This is a genomic window from Nocardia heshunensis (genome assembly GCF_054782115.1).
Genome location: NZ_BAAGTC010000009.1, coordinates 249,792 through 268,535, shown reverse-complemented (window position 1 = coordinate 268,535; position 18,744 = coordinate 249,792). Strand labels below are relative to the sequence as shown.

The following is an 18,744-nucleotide window of genomic DNA, read 5'->3' as shown; positions in this document are numbered from 1 at the left end:
GATTCGGCATGACCACATCCAGGTTCGTGATCGCGGGCGGCGGACTGGCCGCGGCCAAGCTCGCGGAAGCCCTGCGGGCCAATGATTTCGACGGCACGGTGACGCTCGTCGGCGCGGAGGACCATCTGCCCTACGAACGGCCGCCCCTGTCGAAGGAGCATCTGCTCGGCAAGAAGGCGCTGGTCGACTTCACACCGAACCCGGCGCAGTGGTATCGCGACCACCACGTGGAGGTGATGCCCGGCACCACCGTCACCGCCGTGGATCGAGCCACCAAAACCGTTGTGCTGCCCGACGGTACGACCCTGTCCTACGACAAACTGGCTCTCGCCACCGGCTCCCGCCCACGGCTGCTGCGCCTGCCCGGCGCGGACGCGGCGGGCGTGCACGTGCTGCGCACCATCGAGGACTCCGACGCCCTGCTGGCACTGTTCGCCTCCGCACGGCGGCTGGCCGTGATCGGCGCGGGCTGGATCGGCCTGGAGGTGACCGCCGCGGCCCGGGCGGCGGGCGTGGAAGTGACTGTGCTGGAAGCGGAATCGGTGCCGCTGCGGGCCGCGCTGGGGCCGGAGATGGGCGAGGTCTTCGCGCAGCTGCACCGCGATCACGGCGTCGATCTGCGCCTCGGCGTGCAGGTCGCCGAGATCACCACCGCCGACGGTCGCGCCACCGGCGTCCGCCTGGCCGACGACACCCGGGTCGAGGCGGACGCGGTGCTGGTGGCGGTCGGCGCGCGGCCCAATATCGAACTGGCCGCCGACGCCGGGCTGGCCGTGGGCGCGGGCGTGCTGGTCGACGAGAGCCTGGCCACCAGCGACCCGGACATCGTCGCGGTCGGCGACATCGCCGATCAGCAGCACCCGGTGCTGGCGCAGCGAGTCCGCGTGGAGCACTGGGCGAATGCGCTCAACCAACCCGCGGTGGCGGCGCTGACCATGCTCGGGAAACCGGCCGTGTACGACCGGCTGCCGTACTTCTTCACCGATCAATACGACCTCGGGATGGAGTACACCGGATATGTCGCACCCCGGCAGCAGACCCGGGTCGTAGTCAGCGGCGACCTCGGCAAGCGGGAATTCGTGGCCTACTGGCTCGACTCCGGCAACCGGGTACTGGCCGGAATGAACGTGAACGTGTGGGATGCGGGAGACAAGATCAAGCAGCTGGTGCTCAGCGACGAGGCCGTGAACCCCGACGATTTGTGACCGTCGCCATAAAACCTGGTGTGCAGAGTACGTCGCACCGGCGTACGCGACTCCGACCTGTGGACGTGAGCGCCACCGCGGCGCACCGACGAAGGAGCCGACCGTGAAGTACATCCTGATCAAGACCTACAGCCCCGCCGCCTACTGCGACACCTTCATCGGCGATTGGGCGCCCGAGGAGATCCAGGCGCACATCGACTTCCAGCGCGCCCTCGGCGAGGAACTCGCCAAGTCCGGTGAACTGGTCGACGGCCAGGGCCTCGCCGACCCGGGCCAGGCCCGGATCGTCGTGTCCGACGGCCGCTCCGCGCCGGTGGTCACCGACGGCCCCTTTCCCGAGACCAAGGAGTTCCTGGCGGGCTACTGGATCATCGACGTCGACTCCCCCGAACGCGCCGTCGAGATCGCCGCGCAGGCGTCGGCCGCCCCCGGCCCCGGCGGTAAACCGATCGGCGAATACATCGAGGTGCGCCCGATCATGGGCGCCCCCACCACCGAGCTCTGATGCTCGATTCCACCCTCGAGGACCTGTTGCGCGAACTCGCGCCGCAGGTCCTCGGCGCACTGGTCCGCCGCTACGGCGACTTCGACGCCGCCGAGGACGCCCTCCAGGAGGCCCTCCTCGCCGCCGCCACCCAATGGCCTGCCGACGGCCGCCCCGACAACCCCCGTGCCTGGCTGATCTCGGTCGGCCAACGCCGCATGGTCGACACCATCCGCGCCGAATCCTCCCGCCGAAACCGCGAGGCCGCCACCGCTCTTCGCGATCCCGAGCGGCTGGATGCCGCGACACCAGACCCCGCGGACACGATGATCGCCGGATCGGACCGGGACGACACTCTGACGCTGTTCTTCTTGTGCTGCCATCCGGCGCTTTCTCCTGCGAGTGCGGTCGCGTTGACTCTGCGGGCGGTCGGGGGGTTGACGACCGAGGAGATCGCGCGGGCCTTTCTGCTGCCGGAACGGACTATGGCGCAGCGGATTACGCGGGCGAAGAAGCGGCTCGCGGCCGAAGAACGGCCCTTTGCCGCGCCCGACCCGTCGAATGGTCAACGGGGAGAGTGGAACGAACGGCTCGACAATGTGTTGCGGGTGCTCTATCTGATCTATACCGAGGGCCACACCAGCGGCGGGGAGCGACTGCACCGCACCGATCTGTCGACCGAGGCGATTCGGTTGGCGCGCGCACTGTATCGCGCGTTGCCGGAGAATCCGGAGGTCACCGGACTGCTGGCGATGTTGCTGCTGACCGATGCGCGACGCGAAGCCCGCACGGGCAGCCACGGTGAGCTGATCCCGCTCGAAGAGCAGGATCGCAGCCTCTGGGACCGCGAAATGATCATCGAGGGTGTGCGATTGGCGACCGCGTCCGTGCGCAGCGGCCTCATCGGCCAGTATCAGATCCAGGCCGCCATCGCCGCCCTGCACGCCCAGGCCCCATGTCCCGAACACACCGACTGGCCGCGAATCCTGTTGCTGTACAACGCCCTCGAACGCCAGGCCCCCAACCCGATGGTCACCCTCAACCGCGCCGTCGCACTCGCCATGGTGCACGGCCCCCAGGCGGGCCTGGATCTCACCGACACCCTCGAGCACACCCTGTCCGGCAACCACCGCCTCGACGCGGTCCGCGCCCACCTCCACGAAATGGCAGGCGACTCAGAGGAAGCCATCACCTGCTACCTCTCCGCCGCCCGCCTAACCACCAGCCTCCCCGAACGCAACTACCTCACCATCCGAGCCGCCCGCCTCCGCCACCCCTGACGCCGAGTGGCACACTTTTCCTCCCTTATCGGACAAATCCCCTCCCGGATGTGCCACTCGGCGAATCAGGCGGCGGCGCGGAAGGCGGTGGGTGACTGGCCTCGGTGGCGTTTGAAGGCGGCGGAGAAGCCGAAAGGGTCTGCGTAGCCTACGGATTTGGCGATTTGGGCGATGGTGAGGTCGGTGTCGATGAGGAGTTCCTCGGCCTCGTCCATGCGGGCATCGGTGAGGTAGGCCAGGGGTGGGCGGCCCATGACGGCGGTGAAGCGCTTGGCGAACAGAGCCCGGGAGACCTGGGCCTCGGCGGCCAGGGAGGCGACCGTCCAGGGTGCGCCGGGGCTGGTGTGGATGGCGTGCAGGGCCGGGGCCACGATCGGGTCGGCCAGGCCGCGGAACCAGGTGGGGGCGTCGGGTCCGGCCTGTTCGAACCAGTTGCGCATGGTGCAGACCAGACTCCAGTCCAGCAGGCGGTCCATCATGGCCTGCGAACCGGCGCTCTGATCGACGGCGGCGGCAGCCGCGTGCTCGAACCAGGCACAGGTGTCCAAGTCCTCGTAGACGACCAGTACCGAGGGCAGCGCACGCAGCAGGCGGTCATGCCTGCGGGAGGACGTCCGGTACGCGCCGACCAGCAGCGCGGTCGCCGCCGACTCGCTACCCCAGTTGATTCCGGTGAGCTCCTCACCCGCGCAGTCGGAACCCGATGCGAAGCAGGCGATCTCGTATTCGGTCGGCAATCGGCCGGAGCGATCGGCGCCCAAGTCCCCGGAATCGCCTGACACCAAATGGAATTCGTCCGGTCCGCGCACCAGTGCGGTATCGCCGACGGCGAGCTTCCGTTGCCCGCCGTCCGGTTGCAGCAAGGTGCCACCGCCGCGCAACACAGTGATCATGGTGAGCGGGGCGCGGTCGGCGAAGCGAATGGTCCAGGGCGCGGGCAGGACGGCGTGCGTGAGCACCGAGCCTTCGGCCCGGATGCCGCTCAGCAGTTTGCTCAGGGGATCCACCCGTCCAGGGTAGACGAATTCCTATCCTTCGTAGCTATTTACCTATGGATCGTCCACGTTCATACCGGTGTACTGGAATCACCGAACGGACGCACGACCTGCATTCAGGAGGCAATTCCTTGTCGCACAACGGTATCGACCATCGGGACAGCGATCGACAAACCCGCACCGCCCTGGTCGTGGTAGCCCACCACCGCTCCGATTCCCTGACCGCGTACATCGCCGACCGCACCGTCACCCGGCTGCAGGCGGCCGGATATCGCGTCGACCTGCTGGATCTGCGAGCCGAGGGCTTCGATCCCCGCATGACCGAGGCCGATCAGCCGGACTGGGGCAACCGCGAGAAGACCTACTCCCCCGAGGTCCACGAGCACATGGATCGCATCTTCGCCGCCGATGCGGTGGTAGCCGTCTTCCCGGTCTATTGGGCGAGCGTGCCCGCACTGCTCAAGGGCTGGATCGACCGGGTGTGGAACTACGGGCTCGCCTACGGCCGCAGCAAGCCCCGACTGGCGGGCAAGCGGATACTGTGGCTCGGCCTGGGCGGGTTGGGCTCGGACGATCCACTCGTTCCCGTCATGCAGCAGACCCTCGAGGGCCAGCTCAATGTGGGAATCGCGTACTACTGCGGCTTCTCGTACTCGGCAGTCGGTCTGGTGCCCGACGCCGAAGAACGCCGTCAGCGCCTCGACGCCGACGGGCAGTTGCTCATCGAGGCGCCCACCGTCGGCGCGGAACGCACGGCGCAATACGCCGAGCTGGAGCGCCGGGCCGACGGTTTCCTGGCGGACTTCCTTGCCGCCGAAGCGATTACGGTCTAGACGCCGTTCCAGGTCTGGCCGGTGATCATCTCGTAGGCCCCGACGTACTTCTGCCGGGTCACCTCGATCACCTCGGGCGGGATCTCGGGACCCGGGTATTCCTTGTTCCAGCCGGTCGAGGTGGACCAGTCACGTACGAACTGCTTGTCGAAGGACTTCTGCGGGCGGCCGGGCTCGTAGTCGTCGGCGGGCCAGAAGCGCGAGGAGTCCGAGGTCAGCACCTCGTCGCCGACGGTGAGAACGTCACCGTCCCAACCGAGTTCGATCTTCGTGTCGGCGATGATCACGCCGCGCGCGGCGGCGTGCGCGGCGCCGCGGGCGTAGATGTCGAGGGTCAGGTCGCGCAGCCGCTCGGCGACCTCCTTGCCCTCCTGGTTCACCACGTCCTCGAAGCTGATCGGCTCGTCGTGCCCGACATCGGCCTTGGTGCTCGGGGTGAAGATCGGCTCGGGCAGCTTGTCGCCGTCGCGCAGGCCGGGCGGCAGCGCGATGCCGGACACGGTTCCGGAGCGCTGGTATTCGGCCAGGCCGCCACCGGTCAGGTAGCCGCGCGCCACGCACTCGACCTTCACCATCTTCAGCGGCTTGACCCGCACCCCGCGGCCGGCGAACTCGGCGGGCACGTCGGTGGTGGACAGAATGTGGTTGGGCACATCGGCGAAGAACCCGAACCACCAGTTCGACAGCTGGGTGAGCAGCGCACCCTTGTCCGGGATCGGGGTCGGCAGGACCACGTCGTACACCGACACCCGATCGGATGCGACCAGGATCAGCGAGTCGCCGTCCTCGTACAGGTCGCGCACCTTACCGGCGTGGATGTGCTTCAACGGTCCTCCTCGTGCTGGGCGATTGCTGCCGCCGCAGAGCTTACCGACGCGTACCGCTCGCCCCGACGCCCGGTCGCACGCTCGATCGCCGCGACCAGGAGCAACCGGCTCGCGCGGGCCCGCGCCACGCGTGGGTGGGACGTGGCATTGTGGGAACGTCGTGTCCGTGCCGGGTCGCGAGTGGAGAATTTGTTGGTCCGCTCGATGGCCCGCGTGGACGCACCGCATTCCGCACCGAGTCCCGGGCAACGCCGCCCGGTGAGCCGGGTGCACCTGTACGGCAGCAGTTCTCCGAGAGCTAAGGAGCCTCCCTTGTCCGAACCGAATCTCACCCGCGAGCAGGCGATCGAACGCGCCGCGACGGTCCAGGTCGAGAACTACCGGGTCGAACTGGATCTGACCGGACAGCCCACCGATGCCGAAGCGCCGCGCCGGGAGAGCTTCCACACCAAGGCGACGGTCACCTTCACCGCGACCCCGGGCGCGCAGACCTTCATCGACTTCGTCGGCGCGGGCGTGCGCTCGGCCGTGCTCAACGGCGTGAGCCTGGACGTCAGCGGCTACGACCAGGAGCAGGGCCTGACCCTGCCGAACCTGGCCGCCAACAACGAGCTGGTGGTCGAGGCCGACGGCGAATACTCCAACACCGGCGAGGGCCTGCACCGCTTCGTCGACCCCACCGACAACAAGGTCTACCTGTACTCGCAGTTCGAGACCGCCGACTGCAAGCGCATGTTCGCCTGCTTCGACCAGCCCGACCTCAAGGCCACCTACGACGTGATCGTCACCGCGCCCGAGGACTGGGAGGTCATCTCCAACGGCGCGATCGTCGAGACCCACAAGATCGGCGCGGTGCTGCGGCACACCTTCGCGACCACCCCGCGCATGAGTACCTACCTGGTGGCCCTGATCGCCGGTCCGTACGCGAAATGGACCGATTCCTACCGTGATTCGCACGGCGAGATCCCGCTGGGCATCTACTGCCGCGCCTCGCTGGCCGAATTCATGGACCACGAGCGGCTTTTCACCGAAACCAAGCAGGGCTTCGGCTTCTACCACACCAATTTCGGTGTGCCGTATGCCTTCGGCAAGTACGACCAGCTGTTCGTCCCCGAATTCAATGCCGGGGCCATGGAGAACGCTGGCGCGGTCACCTTCCTCGAGGATTACGTCTTCCGCTCCAAGGTGACTCGCGCCTCCTACGAGCGCCGCTGCGAGACCGTGCTGCACGAGATGGCGCACATGTGGTTCGGCGACCTGGTCACCATGCGGTGGTGGGACGACCTGTGGCTGAACGAGTCGTTCGCCACCTTCGCGTCGGTGCTGTGCCAGGTCGGGGCGACCGAATACACCAATGCCTGGACCACTTTCGCGAATGTCGAGAAGTCCTGGGCGTACCGGCAGGACCAGCTGCCCTCGACCCACCCGATCGCCGCCGACATCCCGGACCTGGCCGCCGTCGAGGTCAACTTCGACGGAATCACCTATGCCAAGGGCGCTTCGGTGCTCAAGCAGCTGGTGGCATACGTCGGTGAGGAGCCGTTCCTGGCGGGCCTGCGCGACTACTTCACCGAACACGCTTACGGCAACGCCACTTTCGACGATCTGGTGGGAGCGCTGGAGAAGGCGTCGGGCCGCGACCTGTCGGACTGGGGTGCGCAGTGGCTCAAGACCACCGGCCTGAACATCCTGCGTCCCGACTTCACCGTGGACGCGGACGGCAATTTCGCGTCCTTCGCCGTCATCCAGGAGGGCGCGGCCCCCGGTGCCGGTGAGCGTCGCGTGCACCGCCTGGCCATCGGCGTGTACGACGATCAGGACGGAAAGCTGGTGCGCACCAAGCGCGTCGAGCTCGACATCGATCCGGCCGAGCGCACCGAGGTGCCGGAACTGATCGGTGTCGGCCGCGGCAAGCTGGTGCTGGTCAACGACGACGACCTCACCTACTGCTCGGTCCGCCTGGACGCCGACTCGCTCGACACCGTGGTGGCACGCATCGCCGATATCGCCGAGCCGCTGCCGCGCACCCTGGCCTGGTCGGCCGCCTGGGAGATGACCCGCCAGGCCGAGATGAAGGCCCGCGACTTCGTGGCGCTGGTGCAGTCCGGCGTCGGCGCGGAGACCGAGATCGGTGTCGTGCAACGGCTTCTCATGCAGGCCAACACCGCGCTCGGCGCGTACGCCGACCCGGAGTGGGCGACCGCGCAGGGCTGGCCCGCCTACGCCGACCGGCTGCTGGAACTGGCGCGCGCCGCCGGTGCGGGCTCCGATCACCAGCTGGCGTTCGTCAATGCGCTGACCGGGTCGCTGCTCTCGCCGCAGCACGTGCAGGTGCTGCGGCAGCTGCTCGCCGGTGACCCGGAAGGTGTCGGCCTGTCCGGCCTGACCGTGGACACCGACCTGCGCTGGCGGCTCACCCAGGCGCTCGCGGCCGCCGGAGCCATCGACTCCGACGGCCTCGAAACCCCGCTCATCGATGAGGAACTCGCCCGCGACAACACCGCGGCGGGTCGCCGTCAGGCCGCCGCGGCGGCCACCGCGCGCCCGCAGGCGGCGGTCAAGGAGCAGGCGTGGGACACCGTCATGGGTGACGACTCGGTCGCCAATATCACCGCCCGCGCCATCGTCGCCGGGTTCGCCCCGGCCGGTCAGGCGCAGTTGCTGACCCCGTACGTGGAGCGGTATTTCGCCGAGATCGCCTCGGTGTGGGAGCGGCGCTCGAGCGAGGTCGCCCAGACCGTCGTGGTCGGCCTGTACCCGCACTGGGCGGTCACCGAGGACGCGGTCGCCGTGGCCGACAAGTTCCTCGGCGGCGACCACCCGCCGGCCCTGCGCCGCCTGGTGGTCGAGGGCAAGGCGGGCATCGAACGCTCGCTGCGCGCCCGCACCTTCGACGGTTCGTAGCAAGATCGGAGCAAGTCCGGCAACACCTTTCGACGACGACAGCCCTCCCGTACACAAGTCGGGAGGGCTGTCGCCGTTCCCCCCGGAGTTCCGGGGGACTTTCCCCTCACCAGGGCAGGCCGTGCGGGCGACCCGGTCGACGAGATGGGCAGATCTCGAATCCCCTGGCGCTCAGCACGTTAGGACGTGCGGGCAGCGGTTTGTAGACCGCCGAACCGGTGCCCCCGGTTCCGGGGTCACGCCCTGCGCTGCCGTGCGATGGATTCGCGCTGCTGTGAGCGGATCTGCTCAGGGCAGCGTGGCGCGACTTTCCGGGTCCCGCTGCGGCACCGTGGAGCCATGGCCGACAACAAGACTCCGATGTTCAACTGGCGCACCCGCGAACAGCTCTACACCCGCCGGGTGCTGGTGCTGGACGGTCCGCTCGACGACGACAACGGCACCCTGCTCATGACCCAGCTGATGGCACTCGCCGCCGAGGACCCCGAGGCAGGAATCTCGCTGTGGATCCACTCGCCGGGCGGCTCGGTGCCCGCCATGCTCGCGATCCGCGACGTGATGCGCCTGGTTCCCTGCGAGGTCTCCACCCTGGCCCTCGGATTGGCCTGCAGCGCAGGGCAATTCCTCCTCTCCTCGGGCACTCCGGGCCGTCGCTTCGCGCTCCCGCACGCCCGCGTCCTGATGCACCAGGGTTCGGCGGGCATCGGCGGCAGCGCCGTCGAGGTCGAGGTGCAGGCCGACGACCTGCGCTACACCGTGCAGACCGTGCTGGGCCTGATCGCCGCCGACACCGGCCAGCCCTACGACCAGGTCTTCGAGGACTCCCTGCACGACCGCTGGTTCACCGCCACCCAGGCCCGCGACTACGGCTTCATCGACCACATCGTGGAGAACTTCCACCAGGTCATCCCCGAACGCCCGCGACTGGGCATCTCCGCCTGACTCGGCGTAATCCCCTGAGCCCCGGCCCATCTCCAGGAGGCACGGCATGACCAGCTACACCATCCCCAACGTGATCGCCCGCGACCCGCGCGGCGAACGCATCATGGACGTCTACTCGCACCTGCTCACCGAGCGCATCGTCTACCTCGGCACCCCCATCGACTCCGGCGTCGCGAACGCCCTCATCGCGCAACTGCTGCACCTGGACGCGGAAAGCCCCGGCCAGGACATCAACCTCTACATCAACTGCGAGGGCGGCGACCTGTCGGCCATGCTCGCCATCTACGACACCATCCAGCACATCCAGTCGCCGGTGGTCACCACCTGCGTCGGCCAAGCCATCGCGGTCGGCGCCGTCCTGCTGGCAGGCGGCGCGAAGGGCCGCCGCAACGTCCTCCCCCACTCCCGAATCGTGCTGCACCAACCCGCGATCCGAGGCCAGGGCACCATCCCCGACCTCATCCTGCAAGCCGACGAGATCGTCCGCATCCGAGCCCAGATCGAGTCCATCCTCGCCGCCCACACCGGCCAATCCCCCGAAACCCTCCGCCGCGATACCGACCGCGACCGCGTCTTCACCCCCGAAGCCGCCATCGCCTACGGCCTGGCCGACACCATCCTCGGCCCCCGCTGAGGATCAGGCGGCCAGCAGCAGACCGGAGTACGCCTGGGGCGCGGAGGTGCGAGAGAAGGTGGCGAGCTGACGGCGACGCAGCTGTTCGGCGACCTGCAGGGTGAGGTTCCCCAGGCTGATGCCGAGCGCGCCCGCCAGAGCCGCGATCATCTCGCTGGACGGTTCCTTGCGGCCGCGCTCGACCTCGGAGAGGTACTGCGGTGAAATCCCGGCCCGCCCAGCGGTTTCGGTGAGCTTCTCGCCCTGCTCGAGTCGCATTGCCCGCAATTGCTCGCCGAGCGCCTCCCGCCACAGCGGCTCCCGCTCGGCAGGAGCCTTGCGTTCCCTCGGGCGCGCCGACTCGTCGAGACCACCGGGGATAGCTGTCAAACGCGGATGCTCGGCCATACCCCGAGCGTAAATTCCGCACCCCGGCCCGCGCGCCCCGATCTGCTGTGGGCGAACTCCATCCCCTTGAAATGCAGACGGCCCGCACCACCCAGGTGCGGGCCGAATCCTTCCCCTCGGGGTTTGGGGGCTGAGCCCCCAAACTGCCCTTGGGGTTTCAGGGGCGAAGCCCCTGCACTACTGAGCGTCGGCTAGACGCGGCCGATGGCGGCGGCCATCACGCGCACGGCGGAAACCAGGCCGTCGATCAGCTCACCCTGACGGAAAGAGCTGGTGGCGGCGGTCGCGCCGAGCTGGCAGACGCGGTCGTTGGCACGCTCGGCGACGTCGCGGCCGGAGCGGACCTCGACGGAGCTGGTGTTCGGGTCCACCGCGATGAGGACCGAGCGGGCGGCCTCGGGGGTGGACGGGAACAGCGCGTCGACCCCGGCGCCGGAGTCGGCGCCCAGGTCGCCGATGAATATGTTGAAGCGCACCTTGGTGGCGCGGGTGGCATCGGTGAGCGCGTTGTCCATGAGCAGCCGCTCGCGGTCGGTGAACGGGACGTCGGCGAAGATGTCACCGGCCTCGTGCACACCGGAGACGCGACCGCTGACCGTGACCGCCCAGCCGTGGGGTAGTTCGGCTTCGTTCACCGCGGGCCAATTAGAACTTGCCACTTGCCCGGCCTCCGATCAGCTCCGCGGGGGCGGAATCAATTGCCGCATGGCTGCCATGCGAATCAGCAGTGTCGTGGTGACCGGATCCGGTCACCTCATCGGTCGCGCTCCACAGCACCGGAGGCTGCGTCCACTGGTCACCGAGTTCGTAGTGATCCGGTCGCTTGCCCGGCAGCGGCTTGCCGAGGAACGACAAGCCGGCGATCACCAGATAGATCGCCAACGGGATGCCGACGTAGATCAGCACTGTCTGGAGAATGCTCACCGGCCCAACGGTAGTCGATGCCATCGCGACTACTACGACCGGTAAGGGTTAGTGCGACCGTGTCGTAACAATCGCCTTTCAGACCAACCAGGCGGTCGAGTTCGCCGGCAGCTTCCGCGCGCTGACGGGTGCGCTGGTCAGCAACACCTCCCCGGCCGGCAACAGGATCGGCGCATCGGTGGCGTTCAGCACGCACAGCAATCCGCCCTCGCGCCGGAAGGCCAGGCAGCCGGGCGGACTCCCGTACCACTCGAAGCCCTGACCCTTGAATTCCGGCCGGACGGCCCGCAATTCGATCGCCATCCGATACAGCGACAGCATCGAATCCAGGCGCTCCAGCTGCGCCTCCACGGTCACGGCCGCCCAGTCGGGCGGCATCGGCAACCACGGTGTGCCCGTGGTGAACCCGAACGGCGGCTGCTGCCCCTCCCAGGGCAGCGGCACCCGGCAGCCGTCGCGGCCGCGCTCGGTGTGCCCGGAGCGTTCCCAGGTGGGGTCCTGCAATGCCGCTTCCGGCAGGTCGTCCACGTTCGGCAGCCCCAATTCGGCTCCGTTGTAGACGAATACCGCGCCCGGCAGCGCCAGCTCGAGCATGATCATGGCCCGCGCTCGCGCCTGGCCTTCGGCCCCGCCGCCGTAGCGGGTGACCTCGCGCTCGATGTCGTGATTGGACAAGGTCCAGGTGGGCGACGCCCCGACCCAGGCGACCGCCTGCAGTGAATTGTCGACGGCGGAGCGAATCCGGTCCGGGTGGAAGGGAGTCTGGGCCAGCCGGAAGTTGAAGGCCAGGTGCAGCTCGTCCGGGCGGACGTATTCGCCGAACCGGGTGTTGTCGTTGACCCACACCTCGCCGATCGACACCGCGTTCGGGTACTCGTTCATGACCGTGCGGATCAGCCGGTGGATCTCGTGCACGCCGGGATTGTTGAAGCGCGGATCGTCGTCCTCGAGATGCAGCATCTGCGTCGGAACATGCTCCATGTCGGGCAGACCCGCGGGTTTGGCCATGCCGTGCGCGACGTCGAGCCGGAAGCCGTCCACGCCGCGGTCCAGCCAGAACCGCAGGGTGTGCTCGAAATCGGCTGCGATCTCAGGGTTTTCCCAGTTCAGATCGGGTTGCTCGGCCGCGAAGATGTGTAGGTACCACTGCCCGGGTCTACCGTCCGGTTCTTTCACCCGGGTCCAGGCCGGACCGCCGAAGATGCTCGGCCAATTGTTCGGCGGCACAGCGCCGTCCGGCCCGCGCCCGTCACGGAAGTGGTAGCGCGCCCGCTCCGGACTCCCCGGCCGGGCCGCCAGCGCGGCCCGGAACCACGGATGCTGATCGCTGGTGTGATTGGGCACCAGATCCATGGTGACCCGCATATCGCGGTCGTGCGCCTCGGCGATGATCTCGTCCAGCGCCTCGATCCCGCCGAAGAGCGGATCGATATCGCGCGGATCGGAGACGTCGTAGCCGCCGTCGGCCATGGGCGACCGCATCACCGGACAGATCCACAGCGCGTCCACGCCGAGCAGTTCGAGATAGCCCAGCCTGTCGCGCAATCCGCCCAGATCGCCCACGCCGTCACCGTCGGAGTCCGCGAAGGAACGGGGGTAGACCTGGTAGAACACGGCCGACTGCCACCACGGGGCGGGCACGGCACCGGCCGGTTCGGCCGCGGCCGCGGCAGCCGTGCTCATTTCGGAAACGTCGCTCACAGCCGTAATGGTGCCAAAGCACAGCGTCTTTCGCGGGCGCGTCGTACGGAGTTGTCCAGTTTCAGCAAATGATCAGCGGCCGACCGCAGGCGGCCGGAAACGCTGTGGGGCACGGCGACTTCTGCGATACGAATTCAGTAAGGCGAGTTCATGAGCGAATTGGCAGCCATCTCGAAGTAGTTCAGCAGCTGCTGCCGATGCTCGGCATCGAGCACCTCCGGCTCGATCTCGGCGACCGCGATGTGCATGGCCCGCAGCCACGCGTCGCGCTCGATCGGCCCGACCTTGAACGGGTGATGCCGCATCCGCAGCCGCGGGTGGCCGCGCTCGTCGGAGTAGGTCCGCGGGCCACCCCAGTACTGCTCGAGGAACATCCGCAGCCGCCGCTCGGCAGGACCCAGATCCGCTTCCGGATACAGCGGCCGCAGCACCTCGTCGGCCGCCACCTCGCGGTAGAAGGCCGCCACGATCCGATGGAAGGTCTTCTCGCCGCCCACGGCCTCGTAGAAGGAAGTTGCAGTCTGCTCGCCGGAAGTCACGCCCCCATTCTGCCGTGTCCGGATCGGACCCCGCCCAGTCCAGCACGACAAGGTCACAAACCCGCCGCTGAGCTGGTGAAATACCGCCCCGACAGGCCGCCGGAGACCGGTCCTGGGAATTGTCACGCCCTGTTCATCCGAATGTGCCCGACAATGTGTCGAAAGAGATGGCATTGTGCGCGATTCCATGGTCAACTGGGTGGCAGTCTGCCGAGATACCACACAATCGGACGAATACGAAACCGGGGTATGGCCCATGAAGCAGCGGCACGGCGCCCGTGAGGCGCGGACGCATCGACAACTCCAGCCCGCCGACGTCCACAATCGTGGGTCGGGGGCCACTCCGCTGCACTTGCTGTCCGAACATTCTCATGCCGAGCATCACCCGGGCGCTCATCCCGAGCCTGCCCATCCGGGCGACCACCGCGACCATTCGCATCATCCGCCCAGCGCAGCACCCGTTCCCGCCTGGGCGAAACGGCGTGTACTGCTGCTCAACGCGACTTACGAGCCCCTCACCGCGCTGTCTGCGCGCCGCGCCATCGTGTTGCTGATCTGCGACAAGGCCGACACCGTGCACGACAATCCGGAGGGTCCGGTCGTGCATTCCGCCGGAACCGCGGTGGCACTCCCCTCGGTCATCCGACTACGCAACTACGTGCGCGTCCCCTACCGGGCACGGGTACCGATGACCCGGGCCGCCCTCATGCACCGCGACCGCTACCGCTGCGCCTACTGCGGCGGCAAGGCCGAAACCATCGACCACGTGATTCCGCGCAGCCGCGGCGGCGCGCACTCGTGGGAGAACTGCGTCGCCTCCTGCGCGCCGTGCAATCACCGCAAGGCCGACAAGATGCTCAGCGAACTCGGCTGGATCCTGCACCACCCGATGGTCGCCCCGAAGGGCCCGCACTGGCGGTTGCTCTCGGCCAGCAACGAGCTCGACCCGACCTGGCTGCAGTACCTCGGCGAGGGCGCGGCCTGAGCCGGATGGAACGGCCCGGGACCGCCTCGAAGGCAGCCCCGGGCGTCGGCAAACTCGGATGATCCTGGGCCGCCTCGCGCGGACCGTCGATCACCCGCCGTCAGGGGATGACGCACCGAGATCCCCGGCGCAGCAGCACAATTCGGCGATCAGCTGTATTCGCTGATCAGCATGCCCCAGGTGCCCGGTTCGAGCGCCTCGAAGACGTGCGGCATGTCGCCGGGGTAGCAGATGTAGTCGCCGGGCTCGAGGTGCACGGGCGCGTCGGCGGGGCCGACGCGCGCGCTGCCGACGCACAGGACGACATGTTCGACGACACCGCGGCTGTGGGGATCGGATTCGCGGGGGTGACCGGGTTCGGCGGTGAGCCGGTAGATGTCGCGGCGGACCGCGGGCGGCGAGGCGGCCAGCAGGGCGATGCGATATTCGGACTGCCCCGAGGCCAGGGCCGGGGCCTCACCCGCTCGAATGACCTGTACCGCCGGGCTCGGCGGATCCAGTAGTCGCGAGAACTGGATGTCCAGGGCGATGCAGAGCGCCCACAGGGTTTCGATGCTGGGATTGCCGGATCCCGACTCCAGTTGCGACAGTGTCGATTTGGCGATTCCGGCGCGCTTGGCGACCTCGGTCAGCGAGAGCCCGGAGCGAGCCCGCTCGCGGCGCAGGGCGGCGGCGATGGCCTCCTGCGGAGACCCGGGCGTCTCCGGCGCGGGGACCGGCAGGGAGCTGTCTGACTGGCTCATGATGTGGTTCACAGTACCGGGATATGGGGGTGCCCCTTTGACGAACCCGGCCTCCTGTGTTCATTATAGAAAACATGCGTTCGGCATGGCGAACACTCGATCGGGGTGTGCTCACAGGTATCGCGGCGATCTGCTTGGCAGTCGCCATGATCGGCATATCCTACGGCGCTACCGCCGTGACCTCGGGATTCCCCGCCTGGCTGCCGGTGCTGATGAGCGTGGCGGTGGTCGCGGGCGGCTCGGAATTCGTGTTCATCGGCATCCTCACCGCGGGCGGCGGCCTGGTCGCGGCCGTGTTGGCCGGGCTGCTGGTCAATGCCCGGCACCTGCCCTACGGGCTGTCGGTGCCCGATGTGGTCGGCACCGGCTGGCGGCGACTGCTCGGCACCCACGTCATGAACGACGAGTCGGTCGCCATGGCGCTGGCCCAGCCGGACCGGGATCGGCGACGGGCCGCCTACTGGCTGTGCGGGCTCGCGGTGCTGGCGGCGTGGCCGCTGGGCGCGGCCATCGGCGCGGTCCTCGGCGCGATCGTGCCGAACCCCAACGCCTTCGGTTTGGACGCCGTCTTCCCGGCCGTCCTGTTCTCCCTGGTCCTGCCCGCACTGCGCGAACCCCTCACCCGCACAGCGGCTCTCGCGGGTGCGGCTATCGCGGCCGTCACCACCCCGTTCCTGGGTGCGGGCCTGCCGGTCCTGCTCGCCCTGGCCGCGGTCCTGCTCGTCGTGCGACGCGCGGGTACGACGGAGTCGAAGACCGCCGACGAGACCGCCGCGACGGAACCCGGCGACATCGACAATGTCACCGCGGCAGCAGGGTCCGCCTGATGACCAAGGCATTGTTGATGGGTGCGATGGCGCTGGCCGTGGGCACCTTCGCCTTTCGATTCGCGGGGCCGCTGCTGCGCAGCCGGGTCAAAATCTCCCCGCGCACCATTCGGTTGCTGGAAATCGCGTCGGTGGTGTTGCTGACCGCGCTGGCGGTCACCACGCTGATGCCCGCGGGCGGAAGCCAATTCGGCTGGGCGCTGCCCGCGGGCGTGCTCGTCGCGGCGGGGCTGGCGTGGAAGCGGGCGCCGCTGCTGGTGGTGATCCTGTCCGCGGCCGTGGTCACGGCCGGGCTGCGCATGCTCGGCGTGCACTGACCGCTGCACCCGCGCGATCCCGCACGGGTCGAATCGGCTAGCCGCGCAGCAGATCCGCGAGCCGGGCCCACGCGTCTTCGGCGACCTCGGGCCGGTACCAGTCCCGGCCCGGGAACAGGAAGCCGTGCGGGGCCGTGTCGTAGACGACGATCTCGTGCTGGATGTCGTTGGCGCTCAGGGCGGTTTCGAGCTCGTCGCGGGCCTCGGCGTCGATGAGCGGATCCTCGCCGCCGAAGAACAGCGCGATCCGGCCGGTGATGCCGGAGGTCGCGTCGATCGTCGGTTCCGGGGTGGACAGCGGAATGTCGGTATTGGTCAGCCAGCCCGGGTAGAACGCGGCGGTGGCGTCCAATGGCAGCTGGGTCGCGGCGTAGTAGGCCACGTGGCCGCCCGCGCTGAAGCCGACCATGTTCAGCGAATCCGCACCGCGACGGCGCAATTCGTCCAGGCAGGCCGCGACGTCGTCGACGACGCCCGGGCGGCTCAGGGTGCGCAGCAACTCCAAGCCGCGCTCGCGGTCGACGTGCAGTTCCAGCTCGGCGCGCGGGGCGCTGCGATGGAACAGGTCCGGCATGACGGCGACGACGCCCAGCCCTGCCAGGCGGTCGACGGCCGCCCGGGCCGTGGCGTGCAGTCCGTAGATCTCGTGTCCCACAACGACTCCGGGGTAATCCCCGGGCTCGGCCGGGCGAGCGACGTAGGCGCTCATTACGGAATCGCCGACCTTCAGGTCGACCCACTCGGTCACGATTGCGACATCGGTCATGCCGCCAAAGTTAGATCAACCGCGCCCGGCGCGCACCGGCGTCAACACCCGGCCGCCGGTGCGAAGGCCGGAACCAGCAGCGCGATGGCCAGCGCCACACCCGCGAGCATGCTTCTCAAGATCATCATGGCGATCAACCTCCCGATGGTTGCGTTCGTCCCGTCTCGAACGTATCCGGGCTCGAAAACCATGACGAGCCAGGACATTCGGTGCCCCGGGCATTGGGGGCGGGATCTCGCGAAGCACACGGGCCGACTGCCGGGCGGCACGAATCCGCCCGGCGAGCTCAATGCGGCAGCAGCGGAAGCGCCGGACCGCGGCGGCGGGCGACCGACCCGTAGCGGGCGTCCAGGCGCAGCCAGGTGCGGGCCGCGCGCACCCGCACGATCTCGTCGACCGAGATGCGCCGGGAGTCGGTCTTCTCGCCGCCGTGCGGAATGAAATCCATGGCGGCGAGCGCGAACACCACCCGCATCGGCACCTCGACCTGCTCATCGCCGCCGGAGACGGTCAGCACCGGCTGATCCAGCAGCGCGGCGGGCGGGCCGTGCCGGCTGCCGTGCTCCTGCGCCAATTCGGCGCCGCGCTCGGCCAATTCGACGAGCATGCGGGCGGGCACGTCATCGATGTGGACGAACCCGGCCTCCGGGGGCAGTGCGGTGCGCCAGGACGAGTCCATGGCATAGCCGAGGCCGAAGGCGCGGGCGGCATCCGGGCCGTGCAGACCGGCGAGGATGGCACCCGCGCCGACCGTCACGTCGTCGATGCCGAGTTCGGCCACCACCGTACGCACCGCCAGCGCCTCGAAACCGGTACCGGCCCAGGCGGAGACGTAGCGGTCACCGCGGCGGCGCAGCCGGATGACGGCCGCCTGGTCGAGGCGTATCGCGTGCGATATGAAGGTGGCCAGGTTCTCTCGTTCCGCAGGATCCGGAACGGACAGGGTCAGTTCTCCCGACACAGTCGATCTCGGGTCAGTCGTTCAGCCACAGCGCGAGGTAGTCGCGTTCCTCGGTGGTGAGGCGACGGAGGCGCTGGGTGTCGATATCGAAGGCGGCCAGCTGGGTGGAGGCGATCACCGCGGGCGGGGAGTCCGGGGCCGCACCGGCGGCCCGGACCTCGTAGCCGACGGTGAAGTCCACCGCGCGCAGCCGATCGATCCACATGGAGACGTCCAGCGGTGAATCCTCGTGCCGGAGCTGACCCTTGTACTGCACCCGCAGGTCGGCCAGCACGCAACCGGCCCGCAGCTTGACGGTCGGTCGCTCGTCGAGGAACAGCCACGGAATGCGCGCCTCCTCCAGCAGGGTGACCATGCGGGCATGGTTGATGTGCTGGAAGGCGTCCATATCCGACCAGCGCACCTCCACCGTGGTGTGGAAACGCTTGGGCTCGGCCGCGGCCGGGGTCACCCCCGGCGCGGGCGTAGCAGTCTTCGCATGGCCGTTCAG

21 protein-coding genes are annotated in these 18,744 nt (G+C 68.7%); 10 read left to right on the top strand and 11 right to left on the bottom strand.

The window, feature by feature from the left end; all coding sequences use genetic code 11:
* The first annotated feature begins 8 nt into the window (after positions 1–8).
* The 3 genes from ACYVN4_RS29190 (at position 9) to ACYVN4_RS29180 (ending at position 2,969) form a co-directional block, all read left to right on the top strand.
* The gene (locus tag ACYVN4_RS29190; protein ID WP_460725217.1) at positions 9–1,205 is read left to right on the top strand and encodes an NAD(P)/FAD-dependent oxidoreductase; all 1,197 of its coding nucleotides are present in this window, start codon (positions 9–11) and stop codon (positions 1,203–1,205) included.
* Positions 1,206–1,308: 103 nt separating this feature from the next.
* Positions 1,309–1,710 carry a YciI family protein gene (locus ACYVN4_RS29185; protein ID WP_460725216.1) on the top strand — a complete coding sequence of 134 codons (402 nt, stop codon included), beginning with the start codon at positions 1,309–1,311 and terminating at the stop codon, positions 1,708–1,710.
* Positions 1,710–2,969: an RNA polymerase sigma factor gene (locus ACYVN4_RS29180; protein WP_460725215.1), complete on the top strand. Its 1,260-nt coding sequence runs from the start codon at positions 1,710–1,712 to the stop codon at positions 2,967–2,969. Before ACYVN4_RS29185 ends, ACYVN4_RS29180 begins: the two co-directional genes overlap by 1 nt.
* A 65-nt stretch (positions 2,970–3,034) precedes the next feature.
* On the opposite strand, the gene ACYVN4_RS29175 is transcribed toward ACYVN4_RS29180, so the two are convergent.
* Positions 3,035–3,976, bottom strand: coding sequence for an AraC family transcriptional regulator (locus ACYVN4_RS29175; protein ID WP_460725214.1), 942 nt, complete (start codon positions 3,974–3,976; stop codon positions 3,035–3,037).
* Positions 3,977–4,095: 119 nt separating this feature from the next.
* Here ACYVN4_RS29175 and ACYVN4_RS29170 point away from each other — a divergent pair, with 119 nt between their 5' ends.
* Positions 4,096–4,797: an NAD(P)H oxidoreductase gene (locus ACYVN4_RS29170; RefSeq protein WP_460725213.1), complete on the top strand. Its 702-nt coding sequence runs from the start codon at positions 4,096–4,098 to the stop codon at positions 4,795–4,797.
* On the opposite strand, the gene ACYVN4_RS29165 is transcribed toward ACYVN4_RS29170, so the two are convergent.
* Positions 4,794–5,624 (bottom strand): phosphoribosylaminoimidazolesuccinocarboxamide synthase, encoded by an 831-nt coding sequence (locus ACYVN4_RS29165; protein ID WP_460725212.1) that lies wholly within the window; start codon positions 5,622–5,624, stop codon positions 4,794–4,796. The two genes, ACYVN4_RS29170 and ACYVN4_RS29165, sit on opposite strands and share 4 nt — an antisense overlap.
* Positions 5,625–5,936: 312 nt before the next feature.
* Between ACYVN4_RS29165 and pepN the strand changes: the two genes are divergently transcribed.
* The 3 genes from pepN (at position 5,937) to ACYVN4_RS29150 (ending at position 10,104) form a co-directional block, all read left to right on the top strand.
* Positions 5,937–8,528, top strand: coding sequence for an aminopeptidase N (gene pepN / locus ACYVN4_RS29160; protein ID WP_460725211.1), 2,592 nt, complete (start codon positions 5,937–5,939; stop codon positions 8,526–8,528).
* Positions 8,529–8,867: 339 nt separating this feature from the next.
* A complete protein-coding gene (locus ACYVN4_RS29155) occupies positions 8,868–9,470 on the top strand; it encodes a ClpP family protease (RefSeq protein WP_460725210.1) in 603 nt (200 codons plus the stop codon).
* 46 nt (positions 9,471–9,516) lie between these two features.
* Complete coding sequence (locus tag ACYVN4_RS29150; protein WP_460725209.1) at positions 9,517–10,104, top strand: ClpP family protease; 588 nt, start codon at positions 9,517–9,519, stop codon at positions 10,102–10,104.
* Between the two features lie 3 nt (positions 10,105–10,107).
* Here the strand turns inward: ACYVN4_RS29150 and ACYVN4_RS29145 are convergent, their stop codons facing one another.
* The 5 genes from ACYVN4_RS29145 to ACYVN4_RS29125 form a co-directional block, all read right to left on the bottom strand.
* Positions 10,108–10,491 carry a helix-turn-helix domain-containing protein gene (locus ACYVN4_RS29145; protein ID WP_460725208.1) on the bottom strand — a complete coding sequence of 128 codons (384 nt, stop codon included), beginning with the start codon at positions 10,489–10,491 and terminating at the stop codon, positions 10,108–10,110.
* Positions 10,492–10,682: 191 nt separating this feature from the next.
* Complete coding sequence (locus tag ACYVN4_RS29140) at positions 10,683–11,126, bottom strand: DUF5130 domain-containing protein (RefSeq protein WP_460725207.1); 444 nt, start codon at positions 11,124–11,126, stop codon at positions 10,683–10,685.
* 10 nt (positions 11,127–11,136) lie between these two features.
* The gene (ctaJ, locus tag ACYVN4_RS29135) at positions 11,137–11,415 is read right to left on the bottom strand and encodes an aa3-type cytochrome oxidase subunit CtaJ (protein WP_460725206.1); all 279 of its coding nucleotides are present in this window, start codon (positions 11,413–11,415) and stop codon (positions 11,137–11,139) included.
* 78 nt (positions 11,416–11,493) lie between these two features.
* Positions 11,494–13,098 carry a glycoside hydrolase family 13 protein gene (locus ACYVN4_RS29130; RefSeq protein ID WP_460726724.1) on the bottom strand — a complete coding sequence of 535 codons (1,605 nt, stop codon included), beginning with the start codon at positions 13,096–13,098 and terminating at the stop codon, positions 11,494–11,496.
* 152 nt (positions 13,099–13,250) lie between these two features.
* Positions 13,251–13,655, bottom strand: coding sequence for a globin (locus ACYVN4_RS29125; protein ID WP_460725205.1), 405 nt, complete (start codon positions 13,653–13,655; stop codon positions 13,251–13,253).
* A 256-nt stretch (positions 13,656–13,911) separates the two neighbouring features.
* Between ACYVN4_RS29125 and ACYVN4_RS29120 the strand changes: the two genes are divergently transcribed.
* Positions 13,912–14,640 carry an HNH endonuclease gene (locus ACYVN4_RS29120; protein ID WP_460725204.1) on the top strand — a complete coding sequence of 243 codons (729 nt, stop codon included), beginning with the start codon at positions 13,912–13,914 and terminating at the stop codon, positions 14,638–14,640.
* A gap of 149 nt (positions 14,641–14,789) precedes the next feature.
* On the opposite strand, the gene ACYVN4_RS29115 is transcribed toward ACYVN4_RS29120, so the two are convergent.
* A complete protein-coding gene (locus ACYVN4_RS29115; protein WP_460725203.1) occupies positions 14,790–15,383 on the bottom strand; it encodes a helix-turn-helix domain-containing protein in 594 nt (197 codons plus the stop codon).
* Positions 15,384–15,457: 74 nt separating this feature from the next.
* Between ACYVN4_RS29115 and ACYVN4_RS29110 the strand changes: the two genes are divergently transcribed.
* Together ACYVN4_RS29110 and ACYVN4_RS29105 are read left to right on the top strand one after the other, a co-directional pair.
* Complete coding sequence (locus ACYVN4_RS29110; protein ID WP_460725202.1) at positions 15,458–16,210, top strand: AzlC family ABC transporter permease; 753 nt, start codon at positions 15,458–15,460, stop codon at positions 16,208–16,210.
* Positions 16,210–16,527, top strand: a complete 318-nt coding sequence (locus tag ACYVN4_RS29105; RefSeq protein ID WP_460725201.1) for an AzlD domain-containing protein — start codon at positions 16,210–16,212, stop codon at positions 16,525–16,527. Before ACYVN4_RS29110 ends, ACYVN4_RS29105 begins: the two co-directional genes overlap by 1 nt.
* Before the next feature lie 37 nt (positions 16,528–16,564).
* Here the strand turns inward: ACYVN4_RS29105 and ACYVN4_RS29100 are convergent, their stop codons facing one another.
* The 3 genes from ACYVN4_RS29100 to ACYVN4_RS29090 all read right to left on the bottom strand — a co-directional run bounded on the left by ACYVN4_RS29100 (position 16,565) and on the right by ACYVN4_RS29090 (position 18,705).
* Positions 16,565–17,293 (bottom strand): dienelactone hydrolase family protein, encoded by a 729-nt coding sequence (locus ACYVN4_RS29100; protein ID WP_460725200.1) that lies wholly within the window; start codon positions 17,291–17,293, stop codon positions 16,565–16,567.
* Positions 17,294–17,579: 286 nt separating this feature from the next.
* The gene (locus ACYVN4_RS29095) at positions 17,580–18,254 is read right to left on the bottom strand and encodes a hypothetical protein (protein ID WP_460725199.1); all 675 of its coding nucleotides are present in this window, start codon (positions 18,252–18,254) and stop codon (positions 17,580–17,582) included.
* A 13-nt stretch (positions 18,255–18,267) separates the two neighbouring features.
* A complete protein-coding gene (locus tag ACYVN4_RS29090) occupies positions 18,268–18,705 on the bottom strand; it encodes an acyl-CoA thioesterase (protein WP_460726722.1) in 438 nt (145 codons plus the stop codon).
* Positions 18,706–18,744: the final 39 nt, after the last annotated feature.